The organism is Streptomyces kurssanovii (assembly GCF_040677245.1).
Classification (GTDB): Bacteria; Actinomycetota; Actinomycetes; order Streptomycetales; family Streptomycetaceae; genus Streptomyces; species Streptomyces kurssanovii.
This window is the reverse complement of the sequence record NZ_JBFAQK010000019.1, coordinates 80,282-103,424: the sequence shown is the minus strand read 5'-3', so window position 1 is coordinate 103,424 and position 23,143 is coordinate 80,282. Positions and strand designations below refer to the sequence as shown.

Genomic DNA, 23,143 nt, shown 5'->3' with positions numbered 1-23,143 from the left:
CCGGCCGGGAGGCCGTTCACACCCGATGAACACTCGAGGCCGGCTGAAGCGCTCGCGGCACGAACGATCCCGGTCCTGGATCTCCTCGTGCCGGCGGCGGGGGCCTCGTGGCTGATGGACATGCGTCCTGGGGGCCTGATCGGCGAGGAGGACGAGGTGCGCTGCCCACCGCCTACGCAGGTGGCGGCTGCTGCGGGCGGGCGAGCGCTGGGTCCTCTTGAGCTTGAACGGCAGCTGCCGGCGCGGTCGGCCGCCGTCCGCGGCTGTTCGCGGAACCGGTGAGTCAGACGCACGTGCCCGCGGAGGCACGCACGCACGCGGTGTCGGGGTGGGCAGGACGGCGGACGGCACCGCGGACTGTGCAGCGCCCACAGGAGCCGCACCACCCGTCGGAGGTCTCGTCCGGCGGGCGGAACAAGTGGACCCCGCCATTGTCGAAGGCCGCACAGCACGTATGCGCCAACACCTCCACCGCCCGCCCGTCGAGGCGTCGGGCGCGGCCGCCGCGCCGGCCTGCCCGCCGTACCGGCTCCACGGTGCACGTATGCGATCAATGACCGTACGCCACACTTTCACCGCACCTCCTTCACACGAGGCGCACTTTCGGTCGTTCCGGGTTCGCGGGCGCCGGCGCGGGGCAGACGGCGTGCCCGCCCCCTGCCTAGCCTCCCGGGCCATGCGATCACCCTTGATGAGACGTCTCGGTCTCACCACCGTCCTCGCCCTCCTCCTCGCCGTGTTCGGCCTGGCGCCCTCCGCGAGCGCGGCGGACCCCGGTCCCGCCGAGCTGACGTTCACCACCGACACGGCCACCACCACGCCGGGCGGCACGGTGAACCTGTCGATGACACTGACGAACAACAAGACCTACGACATCTGGTTCGTCTACCAGACCATCGATCCCACCTGGCTGACCACGCAGCGCCCCGACCTCAAGTACTCCGTCACCGGCTGCAGTCTCGCCACGGCCACCGGCAGCTCCGCCTGTTCCGGCACCGGCCCCGCGAACCTCGGCACCAACTACGGCGCCCCCGTCCCGCCCGCCCAGAGCCGGACCGTGACGCTGACGATCCAGATCGCGGCCGACTCCGGCTGCAACGGCAACATCGGCTTCTACTCGTACTTCTACGCCGAGTTCAGCGACAGCACGAACACCAGCGGGGGCCCGGTCCACACACCCGAGACGCGCATCCTCTGCTCCTGACCTCGCGCCGGGCGTGGGCGGTGACCTGAAACCGGCCCACGACCGCCCGGCGGACCGGTCCGTACCAACGGCAGTCGCACCGGCGGGCCCGGCGGTCCGCCGGTGCGGCGCAATCCCCTCCAACCTGGGCGGCACCTCCTGAAGCCGGACGCCGGCGGGCATCCACGGCGGGCCGTCCGGGGCGCAAATCGCCTCCGACGACCGCCTGTCGCACACCTGCACTTTTCCGTCAGGTTTCGCAGCAGGACCACAAAAGCTACACAGACACCTCACGATGTGACGCGACGGATGCGTCGACGAACGGCCTCTGAGGGGGAAGCCGGCGTCGCGCAAGGGGGTGCGTCCGCTCCGCGGAGCAGTGCTCACCCCTGCCCTGGGAGGGGACAGCACCGCATGAAGCGGACCATACGCACCACCCTGCTCACGACGGGCGCACTCATCGCCGCCCTCGGCGTACCGACCACCGCGGCACACGCCGACGCCCCGGCTCCCCGCATCGATCTGCGGGTGCTGATCGTGAGCGACGGTGGCCCGTCCACCGACGCCATCGCGGCCGAACTGGACACCGCGGGAACTCCGTACACGGAGATCGACCTCGCTCGGGCCGACCGGCCCGTGATCGACGCCGAGTACCTCGCGGACACCGTCGACGGGAGGGAGCGCGCCCGGTTCCAGGCCGTCGTCCTGCCCAACGACAACCCGTTCCCGGCGAACTCGCCGGAGATGGCCGCGCTCGTGGCCTACGAACGGGCCTATGACATTCCGCAGGTCGACGCGTACACGTACGCCCGCCCGGAGGCCGGACTCCAGTACCCGGTGTACGGCGGCTACTCCGGCAGCGTCGACGGCGCGCGCGCCGAGGTGACCGCCGCCGGCCGTTCGGGACCGTTCGGGTACCTCGAGGGACCGGTCCCGTTCGAGGACAACTCACCTACTGTGGGCGAGAGTTACGCGTATCTGTCGACCCCGGTGGCGGGCGCCGACTTCACCCCGTACGTCGAGGCGCCGATCCCGGGGACGGCCCGGCGGGGCTCCCTGGTGGGCGAGTACCGGCACGACGGGCGGCGCGAACTCGTGGTCACCTTCGTCTACAACCGGTACCAGCAGCAGTTCCGGCTGCTGGCACGCGGCATCGTGCGGTGGATGACCGGCGGTGTGCACCTCGGGGCGTCCCGCAACTACTTCGCCGTGCACGTCGACGACGTGTTCGCCGCCGACGACCGCTGGAACTCGACCCTCAACTGCACGCCGGGTGACGTCGACTGCACGGACCCGAACGCCACTCCCGACCCGATCCGTATGACGCCCGCGGACGTCGACCACGCCACCGCCTGGCAGCGCGAGCACGACTTCACGCTCGACCTCGCCTACAACGGCGCCGGCAGCGTCGACCACCGCGAGGACAACAACGGCGTCGACCCGCTCGCCGACAAGTTCGTCGCCGAGCGGGGCGCGTTCCGCTGGATCAACCACACCTACACGCACGCCTTCCTCGGCTGCGAGCAGGACACCACGGTGGTGCCCTGGCGGTGCGCCACCGACGCGGACGGAAGCACCAAGTGGGTCGGCCGGGACGACCTCTCCGACGAGATCGCCCACAACCGTGTCTGGGGCCGCATCGCGGGACTGCCCCTGGAGGACGGCGAGTTGGTCACGGGTGAGCACTCCGGGCTGCGGGTCCTGCCCCAGCAGCCGGCCGACAACCCCAACCTGGCGCCCGCCCTCGCCGACAACGGCATCACCTGGCTGGCCTCGGACAACTCCCGCGAGCCCGGCCAACGTCAGGTCGGAGCGGCCACGACGGTCCCGCGCTACCCGATGAACATCTTCTACAACGCCGGGCGGGCCGCCGAGCAGGTCGACGAGTACAACTGGATCTACACCGGCCGCGCGCAGGGCGGCAGCGGCATCTGCGAGGACAACCCGGCCACCACCACCTGCCTGCCCGCCCCGCTGGACACCGCCACGGGCTACACGGAACACATCGTGCCCCTGGAGCGGCAGATCGCCCTCGGCCACGTCCTCGCCAACGACCCCAAGCCGCACTTCATCCACCAGTCGAACCTGGCGGAGGACCGCATCGCCTACCCGGTCCTGGACGGTGTCCTGACCACCTACGACACCCTCTTCGCGGAGAACACCCCGGTGGTCAATCCGCGGATGGAGGACATCGGGAGCGAGCTGCGGCGGCGCGCCGCGTGGCGCGCCGCCGTGCAGAGCGGTCAGGTCACGGCCTACCGCATCGGCGGCACCGTCACCGTCGAGGGCCCGGACGGCATGGCGGTACCCGCGACGATGCCCGAGGGCACCACGCGGGCCGGCTCTCCCTTCGGGGAGGCCTACGCGGGCGAACGGTCGGGGTGGACGTCCTCCGCGACGGCTCCGCTCACCCTCACGCTGCCGTCGTCCGCCGCTTCCGCCACGGCCGGCGACGCGGACGGCTCCGTACCGGTCACCCGCCCGGCGCCGGACACCCGCGTGCCGGAGGGCGTGGCCGAGCCGGTCGCCCCCGCCGCGGGGAGCTGACCGGAGCGACGGCAGCGAGGTCCCGGCCGCCCACGCGCGGCCGGGGCCGGCACGACCACCCCACACCTCGGCCGTGGAGCACACCGATGCACGTTCACCACGGCGCGCGACGCTCCGGCGCCACGCGCGTCACCCTGCTCACCGAAGGCACCTATCCGCACAGTCACGGCGGTGTGAGCGTCTGGTGCGACCAGCTCGTCACCGGCATGCCCGACATCGACTTCGACGTCATCGCCGTCACCGGCACCGGGCGTGAGCCGCTCGTGTGGGACCTGCCGGGCCATGTCTCGAACGTGCTCTCCGTCCCCATGTGGGGCGAGGCGCCGCCGGGCCGGCCGCCCCGCGGCCGTTCCCACCGCCGGCTCGCCGACGCGTACGAACGGTTCCTGACCGCGCTGGTCGACCGCTGCGCCGAGGACGGCTTCGCGCCCGCCCTGCACGCCCTGGCGCGGGCGGCGGGGGACGGACTGCTCGGCCCCTTCCTGCGCGGCGACACGGCGATCGCGATCCTGACCGCCGTATGGACACGCCCCGGGACGGCCGTGCGTGAGGCGGGGCCGACCCTTCACGACGCACTCACCGCCACCGCCCTGCTCGAACACGCCCTGCGCCCGCTGGCCGCGCCGCCGCCCGAGGACGGGGTCGCGCACGCCGTCAGCGGCGGGGTCGCCGTGCTGCCGGGGCTGGCCGCCCTCGAACGGCACGGTGTTCCGCTGCTGCTGACCGAGCACGGCGTCTACCTGCGCGAGCGCTACCTCGGCTACCGCACCGCCCCCTACCGCTGGCCGGTCAAGGCGGTGGTCCTGGGCTTCTTCCGGCTGCTGGCGGAGGAGAGCTACCGCCGGGCGGCGCTGATCACGCCGGGCAACCGCTACAACCGGCTCTGGGAGGAGCGGGGCGGTGCCGACCCGGCGTCGATCCGCACCGTCTACAACGGCGTCGACCCCGCCGCCTTCCCTCCGGCCGGTCCCGAGCCGGAGACCCTCACCCTCAGCTGGGCCGGCCGCGTCGACCCGATCAAGGACCTGGAGACCCTCATCCGTGCGTTCGCCCTCGTCAGGGCCGAACTGCCCGGGGTGCGGCTGCGGTTGTTCGGCGGGACGCCCCGGGGCGGGGAAGGCTACCGGGAGCGCTGCGAGGCACTGGCCGCCGAGCTGGGACACGCGGACGCCGTGACCTTCGAGGGGCGGGTCGAGGACATCAAGGACGCCTACGCGGCCGGGAACGTGGTGATGCTGTCCAGCATCAGCGAGGGCTTCCCCTTCACGCTGATCGAGGCCATGTCGTGCGGGCGGGCGACCGTCTCCACCGACGTGGGCGGAGTACGGGAGGCCGTCGGCGACACCGGTCTCGTGGTGCCGCCGCGCGATCCGGCCGCGATGGCCGCCGCCGCGCTGGAGCTGCTGGGCGACCCCGCGCGGCGCCGGGCGATGGGTGAGGCGGCGCGGCTGCGGGTGATCGAGCAGTTCACCCTCCGCCGGACCATCGACACCTTCCGCTCCATCTATCAGGAGTTGTCGGCCGCACCGGCGGCCGTGCGGCAGTCCGCCCTCCTCGCGCCCTCCCGTTCCCGGACCGCCGCCCCTCCCCCGCCGGACCCGCGGTCCCCGGCCGGCACGGAGACACGGAGCGTGGCGCTGTGAGCGGACCGATGGCCCTGGAGCCGGGCGGCGCGGAGCAGGACACCCTCGCGCTGCGGCTCGCCGGGCCCGGCCCGGCGATCTTCCGCCGGGGCGACGACATGACACTCGCCCTGCGGCTGCCCGCACAGGGCCCGGACGAGGACGCGGTCAACCGGCTCGCCGCCGACCTGGCCGACCGCGTCGGCCCTGCCGTCCACCCGTACGAGGTGGCCGCGCTCCTGGAGGCCGAAGGGCTCTCCGCCGAGGTGATCCGGCACCAGTACGGACACGAGAACGTCTTCTCGCTCGCCTCCGCGCTGTACGAAAGGGTGCCCCGCACCTTTCCGGAACCACCTGCCGCGGCCGACCCCTGGCGGCCGGACACGGTGCGATGCCTGCTGCGGGGCGTGCTGTTCGCGCTGCCGGCCCTCGCCTATCTGCTCACCGCTCCGCTGTGGCGCGTCGACCGGCACGCACCCGTCCTGATCGTGGCGGCCGTCGCCTCCTGGGCGTGGGGGCAGGCGCTGGGCCACCGGGCGCACCTGCGGCTGGTGACGGGGCGCCGGGAAGCGGCCCGCACTCTGCTGGCCGGGTCCGTGCTCGGCGCGGCGGTGGCCACGGGCCTTGCCGCGCTGCCCGCCGGCGGCGGTCCGGTGACCGCGGTGGCCGCCGCCCAGTCGCTGTATCTGGCCGCGGCGGGCGTGCTGCTCGTCCTGGGCCGGGAGCGGCTGCTGCTGGCCGCACTCACCCCGCTGATCGCCGGCGCCGCGGTTCTGCCATGGTGGGAACCCGGTCCCCTGCTGCGCACGGGACTGCCCCTGCTGGCGGTGCTGGCCACGCTCGCCGCCTGCGCACGGGTCCTGTGGGCCGGCCTCGCCACCCCGGCCGTCCCCGGCGGTCCGCGGCCGGGCCTGCGCTCCTCTCTTCCGTACGGCCTGTTCGGGCTGGCGGCGGCGGTGCTCGTCATGCTGGAGGGGCGGCGGCACCCGTACGCGGTGATCGCGTTGACGCTGAGCATGGGCCCGGCGGAGTGGCTGCTGTACCGCTATCGGGGCTGGTCAGTGGCCGCGCTGCGCGTCAGCGCGACGCCCGGGGCGTTCCGGTTGCGCTCGGCCGCCGTGCTGGGCCTGTGCCTGACCGGCTACCTCCTGCTGTTGCTGCCCCCGGCGCTGCTCACCGGCTCCGACCCGGCCGCGCTGCTGCTGCTCGCGGCGACCCTGTGGACCGCCCTGCTCCTCCAGGCGTTCGGGGTGGCCTGGCCGCCGGCCGTGGTCTGCCTCCTCGCGGCGGGCGGCGCCGGGGCGGTCATCTGGCTGGATCTGCCGCCGGGCCCGGCCGTGCTGCCCCTCTGGTGCGGCGTGGCCGCGGTCTGTCTCACCGTCTGCGCGATCCGCCTTCTCGGCAGACCCTCACCGCACGCCTGACCACCGGTCACCGCACCGGCGCGTGCCGCCCACCGAAGAACACCGGCCGTCCCGATCAGCCGGAGAACACCCGCCTTTCCGCTCAACCGGACGAAAGGACACATGCGTTGACCTCCGCACCGCTCGCCGCCGTCACCGGAGCCGAAGGATTCATCGGCTCGCACCTCACCGAGGCGCTCGTCGCCTCCGGCCACCGCGTCAGAGCGATGGCCCAGTACAACTCCTTCTCGTCCTACGGCTGGCTGGAGACCCTGCCGGCCGACGTCCTCGACCACGTGGAGGTCGTCCTCGGCGACGTACGCGACCCCGGCTCGGTGCGCGGCCTGCTCGACGGCGCCGACTGCGCGTACCACCTCGCCGCGCTCATCGCGATCCCGTACTCCTACCAGGCCCCGCACAGTTACGTGGACACCAACGTCACCGGCACGCTCAACGTGCTGGAGGCGGTGCGCGCGCTGGGGACGCCGCGCCTGGTGCACACCTCGACCAGCGAGACGTACGGCACCGCGCAGACCGTGCCGATCAGCGAGGACCACCCGATCAACACCCAGTCGCCGTACGCCGCTTCGAAGGCGGGCGGGGACCGGCTGGCCGACAGCTACCACGCCAGTTTCGGCACGCCCGTGGTCACGCTGCGGCCCTTCAACACCTTCGGCCCGCGCCAGTCGATGCGCGCGGTGATCCCCACCGTCATCGGCCAGGTGGCGGCCGGGCAACGGACCATCACCCTCGGCGACCTGCGCCCCACCCGGGACTTCACCTTCGTCGAGGACACCGCCCGGGCGTTCCTCGCGGTGGGCACCGCACCGGCGGAGCAGGTCGTGGGCCGCACCCTCAACGCCGGGACCGGTGGGGAGATCTCCGTCGGCGACCTGGTCGCGCTGATCGGCAAGGTCATGGACGTCCCGCTCGACGTGCGTGAGGACCCCGAGCGCCTGCGGCCGGCGGGCTCCGAGGTGATGCGGCTGGTCGCGGACGCGACCCGGCTGACGGCGGCGACCGGCTGGCTGCCCCGCCACACGCTGGAGGAAGGGATCGCTCGGACCGTGGAGTGGTTCGGCGAACCGGCCAACCTGGCCCGCTACAAGACCGGCATCTACAACATCTGACCCGACCGGCTCCCACTCGCAGGAGGTACTCCCATGCACGCAGTGATCCTGGCCGGAGGAAAGGGCGTCCGGCTGCGGCCGTACACCACCGCGCTGCCCAAGCCGCTGGTCCCCATCGGCGACCAGCACACCATCCTGGAGATCGTGCTGCGCCAGCTGGCCACGGCCGGCTTCACCCACTGCACCATCGCCATCGGCCACCTCGGCGAGATCATCCGCGCCTACGTCGGCGACGGTTCGCAGTGGGGCATGAGCATCGACTACGCCACCGAGGAGAGCCCGCTGGGCACCATGGGCCCGCTGCTCACCCTCCGCGACCGTCTGCCGGAGAACTTCCTGGTCATGAACGGCGACGTGCTCACCGACCTCTGCTACGCCGACGTGTTGCGCCGGCACGGGACGTCGGGCGCGCCCCTGACCATCGCCACCTACGCCCGCGAGGTGCACATCGACTTCGGGGTGCTGACCACGGACGCGAGCCGGGTCGTCGCCTTCACGGAGAAGCCCAGCATCGACTACCAGGTGTCCATGGGGGTCTACGGCCTCTCCCGGGCCACGCTCGACGGCTATACGCCCGGCCTGCCGCTGGGCTTCGACGAGCTGGTGCTGGACCTGCTCGCCGCCGGACGGCCGCCGCACGCGTACGAGTTCGACGGCTACTGGCTGGACATCGGCCGCCCCGACGACTACGACCGTGCCAACGCGGAGTTCACCAGCCGCAAGTCGCTTCTGCTCAAGGGAGCCTGAGCACACATGCGCTTCCTCGTTCTCGGCGCCACCGGATACCTGGGCGGCCACGTCGCCGAGCGGCTGCGTGCCCTGCCGGGCGCCCGGGTGCTCGTCGGCGGCCGCTCGGCCGACGCCGACGTCACCGTCGACCTCGCGTCCGACCGTCCGCGGCCGCTGGCGCAGGCCCTGGCGTCGGCGGCGCCCGACGCCGTCGTCAACTGCGCGGGTGTGACCGGCGCCGACGCCGTCACCCTCGCGGAGGTGAACGCGCGTGGCCCCGCCGTGCTGTGCGCGGCGCTGCTGGAGGCGGCTCCCGCGGCCCGCCTGGTGCATCTTGGCTCGGCCGCCGAGTACGGCCCCGGCACGCCCGGCCGGCGGGTGGCGGAGTCGGCGGCGGCCCGCCCGGCCGGCCCGTACGGTGCGACGAAACTGGCGGGCACGGTGGCGGTGAACGCGTCGGGGCTGGACGCGGTGGTGCTGAGGGTGGGGAACCCGGTGGGTCCGGGAGCGCCGCCCACCGGGCTGCCCGGCCGGGTCACCGCCCTGCTCACGGACGCCGGGGGCGATCCGGCCGCGACGTTGAGGCTCGGTGACCTGTCGGCCCACCGCGACTTCGTGGACGTACGCGACGTGGCCCGGGCGGCGGAGCTCGCCGCCACCGCGCCGGGACCCCTCCCGCCGGTCCTCAACATCGGCGGCGGCGAGGCGGTCCAGGTGCGCGAGCTGGTGCGGACGCTGGCCGGCGTGGCCGGTTTCCGGGGGCGGATCGTCGAGGAGGGCGCCGGCGGCTCCGCGCGGTCCCCGCAGGTGTCGTGGCAGTGCTCGGACATCACCGCCGCCCGCGACGCCCTCGGCTGGCGGCCGTCGTATTCCCTCGACGCGTCACTGGCGGCGCTGTGGGCGGCCGCGTCCCGCAGCGAAGAAGGGGCTGCGGCGCGGTGAGCCTGCTGATTCCGCTGTACGTCCATCCGGCGGAGGACCCGGCCGCGTGGCACCGGCTCATCACCCGGGCCGCCCGTACCTGGGCCGTCGTGCTCAACCCCGCCAGCGGGCCCGGTCACGTCCCGGACCCGGCGTTCGCCGCCGCGGCCGACGCGCTGCGGACGGCGGGGGCCCGGCTGCTCGGCTACGTCGACACGGACTACGGCGCACGCGACCCGGCGCAGATCACGGCCGATCTGCGCAGGCACCAGGAGTGGTACGCCATCGACGGCTGCTTCCTGGACCAGGTGACCGCCGGGCCGCACGGGCTGCCGGCCTGCCGCCGACTGGTGCGGTCGGTCCGCCGCCTCGGCGCCTCGACCGTCGTCCTCAACCCGGGCGTGCATCCCGCTCCCGGCTACGCGCGGCTCGCCGACCTGACCGTCACCTTCGAGGGCCACTGGTCCACGTACGTGTCGGCGTTCAACCGCCCCTCGTGGACCTCGCGGCAGCCGCCCGAACGGCTGTGCCACCTCGTCTACGGGGTGCCCGAACTGCTCGTGCCGCTCGCCGTGCGCACCGCACGCGAGCGGGGAGCGGCCGTGTGCGGTCCCGTGACGGGAGAACCGCCCAACCCCTGGTCACGGCTGACCCCCGCGCTGACCGCGACGGACCGATGAGGCGGCTCCCGCCGGCCCTCGTCGTCGCTGTGGCCGTCATGGCGGTCCTGGCCGCCGTGGCCGGCCTGGCGGCATGCTCGGGCGGCCACGATCGCGCGGCCGGCACCCGCGCCGGCGTGTGGCAGCCGCGCCCAGGACTGGCCTGGCAGTGGCAGCTCGACGGCAAGGTCGACCCGTCGGTCGACGTGCCCGTCTACGACATCGACGGCTTCGAGAACACCGCCTCGGACGTCGCCCGCCTGCACCGGGACGGCCGCAAGGTGATCTGCTACGTCAACGTCGGAGCCTGGGAGGACTTCCGCCCCGACCGGGACGACTTCCCCCGCTCCGTGCTGGGCAGGCCCAACGGCTGGCACGGCGAGCGCTGGCTGGACATCCGCCGGGTGTCGGCCCTGCGGCCCGTCATGGAACGCCGGTTCGACATGTGCCGGGACAAGGGTTTCGACGCGGTGGAACCGGATCTGGTCGAGGGTTATGGCAACGACACCGGCTTCCCGCTCACGGCGCACGACCAGCTCCGGTACAACCGCATGATCGCGGACATCGCGCACGAGCGCGGCCTGGCCGTAGGCCTCAAGAACGACCTGGCACAGATTCCGCAGCTGCTGGACGACTTCGACTTCGCGGTCAACGAGGAGTGCGCACAGTACGGCGAATGCGCCCTGCTCGAACCGTTCATCGCGGCGGGCAAGGCGGTCTTCCACGTCGAGTACGCGGAGCCCACGGCAGGGTTCTGCCCGGTGGCCCGTGGGCTGCGGCTGTCGTCGATGCTCAAGAAGCCGGAACTGGGCACCTGGCGCGAGCCCTGCTGACCGGGCGGTGCCGGCGCGCGGGACCGGACGCGTCGCGGCCCCCGGGGCGTTGCGTCAGACGCCCTTGTCCGGCAGGTGCACCTCGGCCGTGTCGGGTCGGTGGTCGGGCAGCGACGACCGTGCGGTGGCCTCCCGGTGCAGCCTCAGGAACTCCAGGTGCCGCTCGTACTGGTCGAGGATGTTGGCGATGAGCTGCTCCTTGCCGTAGCCCATCACGTCGTAGCCCTGGCTGCCGTCGGCAAGGTGCACTTCGAACCGGACGTACGTGTCGTGTTCGGTGACCACGCGGTGGGCGAACGCCGGGGTGGGCACCTCGACCGGCCACACGCGGTAGATGAAGACCTCGTCCCCGCCCATCGGGACCCGCAGTTCCATGTGCGGGAGCCCGTTGGCGTCGTCGACCCCCTCGACGATCGACGCCTCCGCCCCCTGCCGGCCCAACTCGGCGGCGACCTCCTCGAAGGCGGGGTGACAGACCTCGTCGACGAATCGGACCGCCGTCCGGTGACTGGGGAAGCTAATCGCCCTCGCCAGGCGCCGCCGCCAGTTCCACTCCGCCCCCCGGCCGCCGTGGACCGTACGCCCGGACAGCGACGACGGCAGGGTGGTGGTCAGCGCGTCCTCCCGCATCCGTTCGATACGCAGCGCTTTGTACAGACCCCAGATGATGAGGAACATCACGAACGAGAACGGCAGGCCCATGATGATCGTCGCGTCGGTCAGCGCCTGCACGCCCCCGACCAGGAGCATGGCGAGGGTGAGCAGTCCGGTGGCCCCCGCCCAGAAGATGCGGACCCACGAGGGGGCGTCGGTGAGCGGGGTGCGCAGATGGGAGCTGAGGTTGCTCATCACCAGCGCGCCGGAGTCCGCCGAGGTGACGTAGAGCAGCAGACCGACGAAGGTGGCGAGCCCCGCACTGAACGTGGCGCCGGGGAACTGCGCCAGCAGTTCGTAGAAGCCCTGTTCCGGGGCGTTCGCGGCGGTCTCGCCGAACTCGGCGTTACCGGACCGCACCAGGCCGAGCGCGCTGTTGCCGAAGACGGACAGGAAGGTCAGCGTGAACAGGAACGGGATGACCAGCGTCGCCGCGACGAACTGCCGGATGGTGCGGCCGCGGGAGATCCTCGCCAGGAACAGCCCGACGAAGGGCGCCCAGGCGATCCACCAGGCCCAGAAGAACAGGGTCCAGGCATTGAGCCAGTCCGTCGGCTGGTCATAGGCGAAGGTGTTGAGCGTCATCGACGGGAAACGGCTGACGTAGTCGCCGATGTTGAGGATGAGGCTGTTGAGGGTCCGCAGCGGGCTGTCGACGAACAGCATGTAGAGCATCAGGACGACCGCGAGAACGACGTTGAGCTCGGACAGCCGTCTGATCCCCCGGTCCACGCCCGCCACGGCGGACACCGTGGAGAGGACCACGGCGACGACGATCAGGCCGATCTGCGCGGCGGTCCCCTGGGGGATGTCGAAGAGGAACGTCAGCCCGTAGTTCAGCTGTACGACGCCGATGCCGAGCGACACGGAGATGCCGAAGACCGTGCCGATGATGGCCGCGAGGTCGACCGCGTCACCGATCCGGCCGTGGATCCGCTTGCCGATGATCGGGTAGAGGGCCGAGCGGATCGCCAGTGGGAGGCGGTAGCGGAAGGCGAAGTAGCCGAGCGTCATGCCCATCAGGGCGTACATCGCCCACCCGGTGATGCCGTAGTGGAACAGGGTCCACACCACCGCCTGCCGCGCCGCCTCGACGGTCTCGGGATCGCCCTCGGGCGGAGCGAGGTAGTGGCTGACCGGCCCGGCGACGGAGAAGAACATGAGGTCGATGCCGATGCCCGCCGCGAACAGCATGGTGGCCCAGGCGAACAGCCCGTAGTCGGGTGTGGAGTGCTGCGGCCCCAGCTTGATGGAGCCGTACCGGGAAGCGGCCACGAACACGACGAACAGCAGATACAGGGTGGCGGCCAGGAAGTAGTACCAGCCGAACACCGAGGAGATCCAGTCCACCACGACGCCGATGGTGCTCTCCGCGCCCGACGGGGTGGCGATCGCCCAGACCGAGATGGCGAGGATGAGCAGGGACGACCCGAAGAAGACGACGGGCTTCAGCCTGCTCTCCCTCCCCGGGCCGGTGGCCACAGCCGCCGGGTCCTGCTGCTCCGGTGCGTTGCCGTTTCCTCCGTCGAACGACACGGTGTCAGCTCTCCTGGGTGCTGTGCCGGTAGAAGTCGACCGCGGCCGGAGGCAGCGGGGTGTTGCCGAGGATGAGGTCGGCCGACTTCTCCGCGAGCATCATCACCGGCGCGTAGATGTTCCCGTTGGTGAGGTACGGCATCGCGGACGCGTCGACCACGCGCAGCCCCTCGATCCCGTGCACCCGCATGGAGGTGGGGTCCAGCACCGACATCTCGTCGACGCCCATGCGGGCGGTGCAGGACGGGTGGTACGCGGTCTCGGCGTCGCGGGCGACCCACTCAAGGATCTCCTCGTCCGTCCCGACCCCGGGGCCTGGCGACAATTCGCCTCCGTCGTACAAGGCGAAGGCCGGCTGGGACAGGATGTCGCGCGCGACGTGGATCGCCTCCACCCACTCCTTCCGGTCGTTGGGTGTGGACAGATAGTTGAACCGCAGCGCCGGGTGGACCGCGGGGTCGCGGGACTTGATCTTCACCGAGCCGCGCACATCCGAATACATGGGCCCGATGTGCACCTGGTAGCCGTGCTCCGCGCCTACCGGTGTGCCGTCGTAGCGCACCGCGATGGGCAGGAAGTGGAACATCAGATTGGGATAGCGCACCTCGTCGTTGCCGCGGACGAACCCGCCTGCCTCGAAATGGTTGGTGGCCGCCGGTCCGGTGCGGAAAAGCAGCCACTGGAGACCGATCGCGGGTCGTCGGGACCATTTGAGCGACGGGTTGTACGAGATCGGCAGCTTGCAGGCGTGCTGCACATAGACCTCGAGGTGGTCCTGGAGGTTCTCGCCGACACCGCGCAGCTCGTGCACCATGTCGACGCCCAGTGGCCGCAGTTCGTCGGGATTGCCGATCCCGGACAGTTGCAGAAGCTGCGGTGTGTTGACGGCACCTCCGCAGAGGATCACCTCGCCACCGAAGTCCCGTCGGCGTTCCCGGCCGAACCGGCGGTAGTCCACACCCACCGCGCGCTTGCCCTTGAACAGCACCCGGTCCACCTGCGAGAAGCACCGCACCGTCAGGTTCGGCCGCTTCTTGACCGGGTGGAGGTAGGCGCGTGCCGCGGACCAGCGCCGCCCGCGCCGGATGTTGCGGTCGAATCGGGCGAATCCTTCCTGCCGATAGCCGTTGACGTCGGAGGTCAGCGGGTGTCCGGCCTGCTGCGCGGCCTCGAGGAAGGCGGAGAACAGCGGGTTGGCCGCGGGACCGCGTTCCAGCCACAGCGGACCGCCCTGGCCGCGCCAGTCGTCGGCACCGGCCACGCAGTGCTCCATCCGTTTGAAATACGGAAGGCAATGCGCGTAGTCCCACGTTTCCATGCCCGGGTCGGACGCCCAGCGTTCCAGGTCCATCGGATTTCCGCGCTGGAAAATCATCCCATTGATGGAACTCGACCCGCCGAGCAGCTTTCCGCGGCCCTGGGTGACGCGCCGTCCGTCCATGAACGGTTCCGGTTCCGAGACGTAGCACCAGTCGTAGAAACGGTTGCCGATGACCATCGTCAGCGCGGCGGGCATGTGGGTGAAGATGTCCCAGATCCAGTCGGGCCGGCCCGCCTCCAGGACCAGGACCTTGTTTCCGGGGTCGGCGCTGAGCCGGTTCGCCAGTGCGCAGCCGGCCGATCCCCCGCCGACGATGATGTAGTCGTACGCCGTCCGGCCCATGCCGCTCCTCGGATTCTTTGCACTCCCCATCATGACGCGCTAAACATAAACAACGGGGAATTCCGGCGCGCAACGGAGCGGCTGCATTCGGCTCAACCGGGGAAGGACTGCTACGTCCAGTCTGTTTATCGGCGGAAAGTGGAAATCCGCGTCGAGCGGCGCCACACGCGAGATTCTGAACCCCTACGACCAGTCCGTGGTCCGCACCGTGGACGAGGGCGACCGGACGGACGCACTGGCGGCCGTGGCAGCGGCGCGGGCCGCCTTCGACGGGGGCCCATGGCCCTCCTGGACGCCGCGGCAACGCTCCGAACTGCTGCACAGAACGGCGGAGTACCTGCAGCGGGACCGTGCCGAGATCGCCCGGCTGGAGACTCTGGACACCGGGAAGACGCTCGTCGAGAGCGGCATCGACGTCGACGACGTGACGGCCGTGTTCCGTTACTACGCGGGCCAGGCCGAGGCGGACTCCGGACGGGTGGTGGACGCGGGAGACCCGACGATCCGCAGCCGCGTCGTTCATGAACCGGTCGGTGTGTGCGCGTTGATCACTCCCTGGAACTACCCGCTGCTGCAGGCGTCGTGGAAGGTGGCCCCGGCGCTGGCCGCCGGCAACACGATGGTGCTCAAGCCCAGCGAGATCACCCCGCTGACCACCGTCAGGATGGTGGAGCTGATCGAGGAGGCCGGCGCGCCCGCCGGCGTGGTCAACCTCGTACTCGGTGCGGGCGCGACGGCCGGCGCGCCGCTGGTGGAGAGCCCGGACGTCGATCTGGTCTCCTTCACCGGCGGGCTGTCGACCGGCCAGATGATCATGCGTACGGCGGCCGACACCGTGAAGAACGTCGCCCTCGAACTGGGCGGCAAGAACCCCAACATCGTGTTCGCCGATGCCGATGTCGAGACCGCGATCGACCACGCTCTCACCGCCGTGTTCTTCCACGCCGGCCAGGTCTGCTCGGCCGGTACCCGGCTCATCGTCGAGGACTCGCTGCACGACGCCTTCGTCGCCGAACTGGTCGCGAGGACCGAGCGGATCCGGCTCGGCAACGGACTGCACGAGCACACCGAGAGCGGCCCCCTCGTGTCCGCGGAGCACCGGGACAAGGTCGAGGCCTATGTGCGGCTCGGCATCGAGGAAGGGGCGAAACTGGTCGCGGGTGGCAAGCGCCCGGACGAACCTGAGCTGAGCCACGGCTTCTTCTACCGGCCGACGGTTTTCGACGACTGCACGCAGGACATGCGCATCGTGCAGGAGGAGACCTTCGGTCCCATCCTGACCGTGGAGCGGTTCACCGACGAGGACGGTGCGGTCACCCTGGGCAACCACACCGATTACGGGCTCGCCGGCGCCGTGTGGACCAGGGACGCCGCCCGGGCCGAGCGGGTGGCGAGGCGGCTGCGGCACGGCACGGTCTGGATCAACGACTTCGGCCCGTACCTGCCCCAAGCGGAATGGGGTGGGTTCAAACGCTCCGGCATCGGCAGGGAACTCGGTCACGAAGGGCTCGCCGAGTACCGCCAGGCCAAGCACATCTACGAGAACACCGCCCCCGTGCCGCAGCGCTGGTTCGCGCGCTGAGCACCGGAAACGGAAGTGCCCGGGCAGGCTTCATGTCTGCCCGGGCACTGCTCGGACCGGCCCGACCCCGCACCTCGCGAGCCTGCCGCCGGTGCGTTCCCGGCGGGCCGTCGGCGGGCCGTTCCGGCGGACTGCACGGAGCGACGGGCTCCGGCGCCCACCACCTGCGACGATGGTGACGTGGCCGTGGCTCGGTGCCCTGCGCGGCGTGCGGCCGTCGGTCACCTGCCGGGCAGGAGCCGCCCGCGATCTTGCGCTCCTTCGCGCACCAACGAGAACGTAGCCCAGAAGCCCACCCTGCCGAGCTTCCCAGGAGATACCCATGAGGATGCTGATCAACGTTCCCGAGACCGTGGTCGCGGACGCCCTCCGCGGGATGGCGGCGGCCCACCCCGATCTGGCCGTGGACGTGGACAACCGGGTCATCGTGCGGCGTGACGCGCCCGTCGAGGGGAAGGTGGCCCTCGTCTCCGGCGGCGGCTCGGGGCACGAGCCGCTGCACGGCGGTTTCGTCGGGCACGGGATGCTCGACGGCGCCTGCCCCGGGGAGGTGTTCACCAGCCCGGTGCCCGACCAGATGGTGCGGGCCGCCGCCGCCGTCGACAGCGGCGAGGGCGTGCTGTTCATCGTGAAGAACTACACCGGTGACGTGCTGAACTTCGACATGGCGGCCGAACTCGCCGAGGACGAGGGAGTGCGGTTGGGAAAGGTGCTCGTCAACGACGACGTCGCGGTGACCGACAGCCTGTACACCGCCGGGCGGCGCGGCACCGGGGCGACCCTGTTCGTCGAGAAGATCGCCGGGGCCGCCGCGGAGGAGCGGGCACCGCTGGAGCGGGTCGAGGCGATCGGCCGGCAGGTGAACGAATCCTCCCGCAGTTTCGGCGTGGCGCTCAGCGCGTGCAGCACGCCGTCGAAGGGCGGTCCCACCTTCGATCTTCCCCCGGGCGAGCTGGAGTTGGGCATCGGCATCCATGGCGAGCCGGGGCGGGAGCGGCGCCAGATGATGACGTCGCGGGAAATCGCCGACTTCGCCGTGGACGCCGTGCTGGAGGACCTGCGGCCCTCCGGCCCGGTGATCGCGCTGGTCAACGGGATGGGCGCGACGCCGCTGCTGGAGCTGTACGGGTTCAACGCCGAGGTCCAGCGCGTGCTGGCGGAGCGGGACGTCGCGGTGGCCCGTACGCTCGTCGGCAATTATGTGACCTCTCTCGACATGGCCGGCGCATCGGTGACGCTCTGTCAGGTGGATGAGGAGCTGCTCAGGTTGTGGGACGCGCCGGTGCAGACTCCGGGGCTGCGATGGGGACGCTGAGGGCCTGGAGCCTCGAAGTCACACCGTTCGAACCGACCGATCCCAGGGAGTTCTTGTGCTCGACACCGAATTCTTCCGCCGTTGGCTGGCCGCTGTCGCCGCCTCGGTGGACCGGGAGGCGGACCGACTGACCGAGCTGGACTCGGCGATCGGCGACGCGGACCACGGCAGCAACCTCAGGCGGGGGTTCACGGCCGTCGTGGCGGTCCTGGAGAAGGAGCCCCCGGCGACGCCGGGCGCCGTGCTGATGCTGGCCGGGCGGCAGCTCGTGTCGACGGTCGGCGGGGCGTCGGGCCCCCTGTACGGGACGCTGCTGCGGCGCACCGGCAAGGCGCTGGGAGACGACGCCGAGGTGACACCGGGGCAGCTGGCCGAGGCGCTGCGGGCCGGCGTCGCCGCGGTGGCCCAGCTCGGCGGGGCGAAGGCCGGTGACAAGACGATGCTGGACGCCCTCGAGCCGGCGGTGGCTGCGCTCGGCGACACCGCGGAGTCGTTCGCGGCTGCCCGCGAGGCCGCGGAGCGGGGCGCGTCGGCCACCGTGCCGTTGCAGGCGCGCAAGGGCAGGGCGAGCTATCTCGGTGAACGGAGCATCGGCCACCAGGACCCGGGCGCCACATCGTCGGCGCTGCTGCTGGCGGCGCTCGCCGAGACGGCGGAAGCGGCGGAGGGAACGGCCTGATGAGCGACGGCAAGCAGGTCGGCATCGTGCTGGTCTCGCACAGCGGGGAGGTCGCCACCGCGGTCGCCGAACTGGCCAAGGGGCTCGCGGGCGGCGGCGCTACGGCCCCGGTGGCCGCGGCGGGCGGCACGCCCGACGGGGGCCTCGGCACCAGCTCCGAACTGATCACGGCCGCGGCGGAGCAGGTCGACGGCGGCGCGGGCGTCGCCGTCCTCGTCGACCTGGGCAGCGCCGTCCTGACGGTCAAGGCACTGCTGGCCGAGGGTGACGAACTTCCCGCCGGTACCCGCTTGGTGGACGCGCCGTTCGTGGAGGGCGCGGTCGCGGCCGTGGTGACGGCCTCCGCGGGCGCCGACCTGGACGCGGTGGAGGCCGCGGCGTCGGAGGCGTACGGCTACCGCAAGCAGTGAGGGACGGGCGGTGCGGCGGCGGGTGTGGCGAACGGCTCACCCCGCCGCCCGCCGGTGCGCCCGTGCGCGGCTTGTGATGTCGCTGGTCGGCGCATTACTGTCACGGGGCCTTGGTGTTCGGGAAACCGGTGCGGTACCGGTGCGGCCCTCGCCACTGTGATCGGGAAGTCCGGCTCCACCCCCTCACGGGGAGCCACTGGGACACCGCGTGAACGCGCGGTGCCCGGGAAGGCGGAGTCCGGGCGGCATGACCCGTCAGCCAGGAGACCGGCCAGGGTGCGTTGTCCATCCACGAGGTGCTGGAGAGGGTCTCCCACATCATGCATATAGCCGAGGGGTATCTGCCCCCGCTGCACGCGGTCGCCTGGGGCGTCGCGTCGGCCCCGTTCGTCGTCCACGGCGTACGGGCCCTGGACCGCGAGGTCCGGTCCAATCCCGAATCGACGTTGCTGCTCGGCGCGTCAGGGGCGTTCACGTTCGTCCTGTCGGCGCTGAAGATCCCGTCGGTGACGGGCAGCTGCTCGCACCCGACCGGCACGGGCCTCGGGGCCATTCTGTTCAGACCGCCGATCATGGCGGTGCTCGGCACCATCACCCTGCTGTTCCAGGCCCTGTTGCTGGCCCACGGCGGACTCACCACGCTGGGCGCGAACGTCTTCTCCATGGCCGTCGTCGGGCCGTGGGCGGGATACGGGGTGTACCGGCTGCTGCGCCGCTTCGACGTGCCGCTGATGGTGAGCGTGTTCTTCGGCGCGTTCGTCGCCGACCTGTCCACGTACTGCGTCACCAGCGTGCAGTTGGCGCTGGCCTTCCCCGACCCGGGCAGTGGCATCCCGGGCGCGCTCGCGAAGTTCGGCGGCATCTTCGCCGTCACGCAGCTTCCGCTGGCGGTCAGCGAGGGGCTGCTCACCGTGCTGGTGATGCGGCTGCTCAGCCGGTCCAGCAAGGGCGAACTGACCAGGCTCGGTGTGCTGGTCACGGGTGCGAAGAAGGAGGAGGCGGCGCGATGAGCCGTAACGCGAGGATCAACACCCTGCTGCTGCTCGCCGTCGCGGCGCTGGCGGTACTGCCGCTCGTCCTGGGGCTCGGGGACCACAAGGAGGAGCCGTTCACCGGTGCCGACGGCGAGGCTGAGGCGGCGATCACCGAACTCGAGCCGGACTACGAGCCGTGGTTCACCCCCCTGTACGAACCGCCGTCCGGCGAGATCGAGTCGGCGCTGTTCTCCCTCCAGGCGGCGCTCGGCGCGGGCGTCCTGGCGTACTACTTCGGGCTGCGCAAGGGCCGCCGTCAGGGTGAGGAGCGGGCGGCGGCCGAGCGGGCCGGGAGCAGGACGCCGGACGGCGAGACAGCCGCCTCCTCGGTCCCCGGCTCGCGGAGCGAGGGCCCGGACGCCACGACGACGGCGCCGTAGCGCCGATGCTGCCGATCGACGCGGCGGCGCACAGCAGTCGCTGGCGCCGCCGCCACCCCTGTGAGAAGGCTGTCCTGGGCCTCGGTCTGACCGTCACGGCCGTCTGCCTGCCGCCCTGGCCGGGCGCCGTCCTCGTCGCCGCCGCGACGGTCGCGATCCTGCTCGGCCCGGCCGGTGTGGCAGCGCGCCAGCTGTGGCGGGCGTTCCGCATCCCGCTCGGGTTCTGTGTCACCGGAGCCGTACCGCTGCTGTTCGCGGTGGGCGGTCCGGACGGCATGGTGGCCTTCGCGCCCGACGGGCCCGGCGACGCGGCGCGGCTGCTGCTGCGCACCTCCGCCGCGTCGCTGGGTGTGCTGCTGTTCGCGTTCACGACACCCGTGTCGGACGTGCTGCCCCGGCTGGTGCGCGCGGGCGTGCCGCCGGCCGTGGTGGACGTGGCGCTCGTGATGTACCGGATCAGCTTCCTGCTGCTGGACGCCGTCGCCAACATCCGCCAGGCGCAGGCCGCCCGGCTCGGCCATGCGAGCAGGGCGGCCGCCTGGCGGTCGCTGGCCGGCCTCGGCGCGACCGCTTTCGTGCGCGCCTTCGACCGGGCCGGCCGGCTGCAGGCCGGGCTCGCGGGCCGGGGATACGACGGCACTCTGCGGGTGCTGGTGCCGCGGGCGACGGTGTCACGACCGTTCCTCGCCATGGTCGCCGCGCTGCTGTCCGGGATCGTCGCCCTCACTCTCGTACTCGAAAGGTGTCTGCCATGAACCACTCCCCCGCGGGCCGGGCCGTAGTGGAGCTCGTCGAGGCGGGTTACGCGTACGAGGACGGGCCCGCCGTGCTCAGCGGCATCGGTCTCGGCCTCATGGAGGGCCGTTCCACCGCGCTGCTGGGGCGCAACGGCAGCGGCAAGACCACCCTGCTGCGGCTGCTGAGCGGCGGGCTGCGGCCCGCGACGGGCGGACTGCGCCTCCACGGTGAGCCGGTGACCTACGACCGGGCCGGCCTGACCCGGCTCCGCACGACGGTGCAGCTGGTGGTGCAGGACCCGGACGACCAGCTGTTCGCGGCGTCGGTCGAGCAGGACGTGTCGTTCGGGCCGATGAACCTGGGGCTTTCCGAGAACGAGGTACGGGCCCGGGTGGACGAGGCGTTGGCGGCGATGGACATCGCGGCGCTGCGGGACCGGCCCACGCATCTCCTCTCGTACGGTCAGCGCAAACGGGCCGCGATCGCGGGCGCCGTGGCGATGCGGCCGAGGGTGCTCATCCTGGACGAACCGACCGCAGGACTCGACCCGCACGGCCAGGAGCGGCTGCTCGAGGTCCTCGGCCGGCTGCGCGCGTCCGGGACGACGGTCGTGATGGCGACGCACGACGTCGACCTGGCGCTGCGCTGGGCCGACGACGCGGCCGTGCTCTCACCGGACGGCCTGCGCACCGGTCCGGTCGGCGAACTCCTCTCCGATCAGGCCCTGCTGGACTCGGCACGGCTGCGCAGGCCGTGGGGCACGGCGGTCGCGGACGTGCTCCGCGCCCATGGACTGCTTGGCCCCTCCGACGAGGGGCCGCGCACGCCGGAGGCCCTGGCGGCGTGGACACGGCGGGCCACGACGCCGGGGCACGAGGGGGTTGCAGGTCTGACCAGGGGATGACGGGAGAGCCCCAAAGTCGCCTGGCCGTCTCGTCACCGCGGTCGGCACCGCACTCGTCCGGCCGCCGGAAGTTTCACAGCCGCCGGCGTGTGCCGTCCCCGTCACGCCGGAACGGCCGGTGCGCGGTGGCCGCATGCTCGTTCGGCGGCGTGGAAGGATGGGCCCATGTGGTCGCGACTGCCGTTCGGGGACGGGTTACGGTCCGAGCTGGGGTCGCCCAGGCGCTCTCGCAGACTGGACAGCAGCCCTCGTTCGCGCGTGTGGCGCGTCGAGTTGCCGGCGGCGGCGGCGGTGGTGAAGCAGATCGTCGGCGGCCCTGACGCCGACGAGCGGTACGCCCGCGAGGTGGCCGCCCTGCGGTTCGCCGCCCGAGCCGAACCTCCCGTGGTGCCCGCGTTGCTGGCCACCGATCCCGGCGCGCGGGTCCTGGTGCTGGAGCATCTGGACCACCGACACCCGGCCGGTGACTGGATCGTCGACTACGCGGCCGCCTTGGCGCGGCTGCATGCCACCGGCCGTGCGGAGGACGTCGGGGCACTACCCCGGTGGCAGGGCCCGAACCGGGCCGACGTCGAGTCCTTCCTGCGGCTCGCCGGAGCGCTGGAGGTCCCTGTCCCGCCCGGCGTGTCCGGTGAGCTCGACGACCTCGTGAACCGACTCGGCCAGGCGTCCGGGTTCGCTCTTCTCCACGGGGATCCCTGTCCCGGCAATGATCTCCACACCGCCGCGGGGGTCAGATTCATCGACTTCGAGCAGGCGTCACTGGGCAGCGGTCTGATGGAACTCGCCTACCTGCGCATCGGCTTCCCGACCTGCTGGTGCGTCACTTCGGCGTCGGAGCCGCTGCTGGACCGGGCGGAGAGCGCATACCGCGAGGAGTGGCGCGCCGCGACCGGCTCCGAAACCCAGGACGGGCTCGCCGACGCGTGCGCCGGCTGGCTGCTCCGCGGCGACGCGCTGGTCGAGCGGGCACGCCGTGAAAGCACCGTTCATCTGGCCCGCGTTCCGCACCAGGACTGGACGTGGGGCACCGCGACCGCCCGGCAACGGCTCGTCCACCGGCTCGGGGTGGTCGGCCGGATGACGGCCGACCACACGTCTCTCAGCGGCGTGGGCAGCCTCAGCACCGCCATGCGCCGACGCATGCTCGCTCGCTGGCCGGGCCTTCGGCCCGTACCGGCAGAGCGCCCCTAGAGAGGGGCCGGCGTCCTCGGGCGAGGC

At 72.1% G+C, this 23,143-nt stretch carries 20 protein-coding genes and 1 riboswitch; of the genes, 18 read left to right on the top strand and 2 right to left on the bottom strand.

Annotated features, from left to right (window positions below; genetic code table 11):
• Nucleotides 1-676 precede the first annotated feature (676 nt).
• From AB0K36_RS16410 to AB0K36_RS16370, 9 genes are all read left to right on the top strand, one after another.
• Nucleotides 677-1,204, top strand: coding sequence for a hypothetical protein (locus AB0K36_RS16410; RefSeq protein WP_364594153.1), 528 nt, complete (start codon nucleotides 677-679; stop codon nucleotides 1,202-1,204).
• Nucleotides 1,205-1,597: 393 nt separating this feature from the next.
• Complete coding sequence (locus AB0K36_RS16405) at nucleotides 1,598-3,730, top strand: hypothetical protein (RefSeq protein ID WP_364594151.1); 2,133 nt, start codon at nucleotides 1,598-1,600, stop codon at nucleotides 3,728-3,730.
• Nucleotides 3,731-3,816: 86 nt separating this feature from the next.
• A complete protein-coding gene (pelF, locus tag AB0K36_RS16400; RefSeq protein WP_364594148.1) occupies nucleotides 3,817-5,373 on the top strand; it encodes a GT4 family glycosyltransferase PelF in 1,557 nt (518 codons plus the stop codon).
• Complete coding sequence (locus AB0K36_RS16395) at nucleotides 5,370-6,776, top strand: hypothetical protein (RefSeq protein WP_364594145.1); 1,407 nt, start codon at nucleotides 5,370-5,372, stop codon at nucleotides 6,774-6,776. The genes pelF and AB0K36_RS16395 overlap by 4 nt, the downstream gene beginning before the upstream one ends.
• Before the next feature lie 107 nt (nucleotides 6,777-6,883).
• Nucleotides 6,884-7,885, top strand: a complete 1,002-nt coding sequence (locus AB0K36_RS16390; protein ID WP_364594142.1) for a GDP-mannose 4,6-dehydratase — start codon at nucleotides 6,884-6,886, stop codon at nucleotides 7,883-7,885.
• 33 nt (nucleotides 7,886-7,918) lie between these two features.
• Nucleotides 7,919-8,632, top strand: a complete 714-nt coding sequence (locus AB0K36_RS16385) for a nucleotidyltransferase family protein (RefSeq protein WP_364594139.1) — start codon at nucleotides 7,919-7,921, stop codon at nucleotides 8,630-8,632.
• Between the two features lie 6 nt (nucleotides 8,633-8,638).
• Nucleotides 8,639-9,556: an NAD-dependent epimerase/dehydratase family protein gene (locus tag AB0K36_RS16380; protein ID WP_364594136.1), complete on the top strand. Its 918-nt coding sequence runs from the start codon at nucleotides 8,639-8,641 to the stop codon at nucleotides 9,554-9,556.
• Entirely contained in the window at nucleotides 9,553-10,215 is a 663-nt protein-coding gene (locus tag AB0K36_RS16375; RefSeq protein ID WP_364594134.1) for a spherulation-specific family 4 protein, read from the top strand. Before AB0K36_RS16380 ends, AB0K36_RS16375 begins: the two co-directional genes overlap by 4 nt.
• Complete coding sequence (locus AB0K36_RS16370; RefSeq protein WP_364594131.1) at nucleotides 10,212-11,027, top strand: endo alpha-1,4 polygalactosaminidase; 816 nt, start codon at nucleotides 10,212-10,214, stop codon at nucleotides 11,025-11,027. The genes AB0K36_RS16375 and AB0K36_RS16370 overlap by 4 nt, the downstream gene beginning before the upstream one ends.
• Before the next feature lie 54 nt (nucleotides 11,028-11,081).
• On the opposite strand, the gene betT is transcribed toward AB0K36_RS16370, so the two are convergent.
• Nucleotides 11,082-13,217, bottom strand: coding sequence for a choline BCCT transporter BetT (gene betT, locus AB0K36_RS16365; RefSeq protein WP_435877872.1), 2,136 nt, complete (start codon nucleotides 13,215-13,217; stop codon nucleotides 11,082-11,084).
• Nucleotides 13,218-13,221: 4 nt separating this feature from the next.
• Nucleotides 13,222-14,880, bottom strand: coding sequence for a choline dehydrogenase (betA, locus tag AB0K36_RS16360; protein ID WP_364594128.1), 1,659 nt, complete (start codon nucleotides 14,878-14,880; stop codon nucleotides 13,222-13,224).
• Nucleotides 14,881-14,965: 85 nt separating this feature from the next.
• Between betA and AB0K36_RS16355 the strand changes: the two genes are divergently transcribed.
• The 9 genes from AB0K36_RS16355 to AB0K36_RS16315 all read left to right on the top strand — a co-directional run bounded on the left by AB0K36_RS16355 (nucleotide 14,966) and on the right by AB0K36_RS16315 (nucleotide 23,116).
• Nucleotides 14,966-16,462 (top strand): aldehyde dehydrogenase family protein, encoded by a 1,497-nt coding sequence (locus tag AB0K36_RS16355; RefSeq protein WP_364594230.1) that lies wholly within the window; start codon nucleotides 14,966-14,968, stop codon nucleotides 16,460-16,462.
• 322 nt (nucleotides 16,463-16,784) lie between these two features.
• On the top strand, nucleotides 16,785-17,777 hold the full coding sequence (gene dhaK, locus AB0K36_RS16350; protein ID WP_364594126.1) for a dihydroxyacetone kinase subunit DhaK: 993 nt from the start codon (nucleotides 16,785-16,787) through the stop codon (nucleotides 17,775-17,777).
• A 55-nt stretch (nucleotides 17,778-17,832) separates the two neighbouring features.
• On the top strand, nucleotides 17,833-18,456 hold the full coding sequence (gene dhaL, locus AB0K36_RS16345; protein ID WP_364594123.1) for a dihydroxyacetone kinase subunit DhaL: 624 nt from the start codon (nucleotides 17,833-17,835) through the stop codon (nucleotides 18,454-18,456).
• The gene (locus AB0K36_RS16340) at nucleotides 18,456-18,866 is read left to right on the top strand and encodes a PTS-dependent dihydroxyacetone kinase phosphotransferase subunit DhaM (RefSeq protein WP_364594120.1); all 411 of its coding nucleotides are present in this window, start codon (nucleotides 18,456-18,458) and stop codon (nucleotides 18,864-18,866) included. Before dhaL ends, AB0K36_RS16340 begins: the two co-directional genes overlap by 1 nt.
• Before the next feature lie 94 nt (nucleotides 18,867-18,960).
• Nucleotides 18,961-19,156, top strand: a riboswitch (cobalamin riboswitch).
• A gap of 30 nt (nucleotides 19,157-19,186) precedes the next feature.
• Complete coding sequence (locus AB0K36_RS16335; RefSeq protein ID WP_364594227.1) at nucleotides 19,187-19,876, top strand: energy-coupling factor ABC transporter permease; 690 nt, start codon at nucleotides 19,187-19,189, stop codon at nucleotides 19,874-19,876.
• Nucleotides 19,873-20,280: an energy-coupling factor ABC transporter substrate-binding protein gene (locus tag AB0K36_RS16330; RefSeq protein ID WP_364594117.1), complete on the top strand. Its 408-nt coding sequence runs from the start codon at nucleotides 19,873-19,875 to the stop codon at nucleotides 20,278-20,280. The genes AB0K36_RS16335 and AB0K36_RS16330 overlap by 4 nt, the downstream gene beginning before the upstream one ends.
• Nucleotides 20,281-20,285: 5 nt before the next feature.
• Nucleotides 20,286-21,035, top strand: a complete 750-nt coding sequence (gene cbiQ / locus AB0K36_RS16325; RefSeq protein ID WP_364594114.1) for a cobalt ECF transporter T component CbiQ — start codon at nucleotides 20,286-20,288, stop codon at nucleotides 21,033-21,035.
• A complete protein-coding gene (locus tag AB0K36_RS16320; RefSeq protein WP_364594111.1) occupies nucleotides 21,032-21,922 on the top strand; it encodes an energy-coupling factor ABC transporter ATP-binding protein in 891 nt (296 codons plus the stop codon). Before cbiQ ends, AB0K36_RS16320 begins: the two co-directional genes overlap by 4 nt.
• Nucleotides 21,923-22,087: 165 nt before the next feature.
• On the top strand, nucleotides 22,088-23,116 hold the full coding sequence (locus AB0K36_RS16315) for an aminoglycoside phosphotransferase family protein (RefSeq protein ID WP_364594109.1): 1,029 nt from the start codon (nucleotides 22,088-22,090) through the stop codon (nucleotides 23,114-23,116).
• Nucleotides 23,117-23,143: the final 27 nt, after the last annotated feature.

What these genes read in the sequence shown, in the direction of transcription:
- AB0K36_RS16405 (WP_364594151.1), top strand. Translation starts at nt 1,598, where the DNA reads ATGAAGCGGACCATACGCACCACCCTGCTCACGACGGGCGCACTCATC.
- AB0K36_RS16320 (WP_364594111.1), top strand. Translation starts at nt 21,032, where the DNA reads ATGAACCACTCCCCCGCGGGCCGGGCCGTAGTGGAGCTCGTCGAGGCG.
- pelF (WP_364594148.1), top strand. Translation starts at nt 3,817, where the DNA reads ATGCACGTTCACCACGGCGCGCGACGCTCCGGCGCCACGCGCGTCACC.
- AB0K36_RS16370 (WP_364594131.1), top strand. Translation starts at nt 10,212, where the DNA reads ATGAGGCGGCTCCCGCCGGCCCTCGTCGTCGCTGTGGCCGTCATGGCG.
- AB0K36_RS16330 (WP_364594117.1), top strand. Translation starts at nt 19,873, where the DNA reads ATGAGCCGTAACGCGAGGATCAACACCCTGCTGCTGCTCGCCGTCGCG.
- AB0K36_RS16315 (WP_364594109.1), top strand. Translation starts at nt 22,088, where the DNA reads ATGTGGTCGCGACTGCCGTTCGGGGACGGGTTACGGTCCGAGCTGGGG.
- AB0K36_RS16335 (WP_364594227.1), top strand. Translation starts at nt 19,187, where the DNA reads ATGCATATAGCCGAGGGGTATCTGCCCCCGCTGCACGCGGTCGCCTGG.
- dhaK (WP_364594126.1), top strand. Translation starts at nt 16,785, where the DNA reads ATGAGGATGCTGATCAACGTTCCCGAGACCGTGGTCGCGGACGCCCTC.
- AB0K36_RS16385 (WP_364594139.1), top strand. Translation starts at nt 7,919, where the DNA reads ATGCACGCAGTGATCCTGGCCGGAGGAAAGGGCGTCCGGCTGCGGCCG.
- AB0K36_RS16380 (WP_364594136.1), top strand. Translation starts at nt 8,639, where the DNA reads ATGCGCTTCCTCGTTCTCGGCGCCACCGGATACCTGGGCGGCCACGTC.
- AB0K36_RS16410 (WP_364594153.1), top strand. Translation starts at nt 677, where the DNA reads ATGCGATCACCCTTGATGAGACGTCTCGGTCTCACCACCGTCCTCGCC.
- AB0K36_RS16340 (WP_364594120.1), top strand. Translation starts at nt 18,456, where the DNA reads ATGAGCGACGGCAAGCAGGTCGGCATCGTGCTGGTCTCGCACAGCGGG.
- cbiQ (WP_364594114.1), top strand. Translation starts at nt 20,286, where the DNA reads ATGCTGCCGATCGACGCGGCGGCGCACAGCAGTCGCTGGCGCCGCCGC.
- betA (WP_364594128.1), bottom strand. Translation starts at nt 14,880, where the DNA reads ATGGGCCGGACGGCGTACGACTACATCATCGTCGGCGGGGGATCGGCC.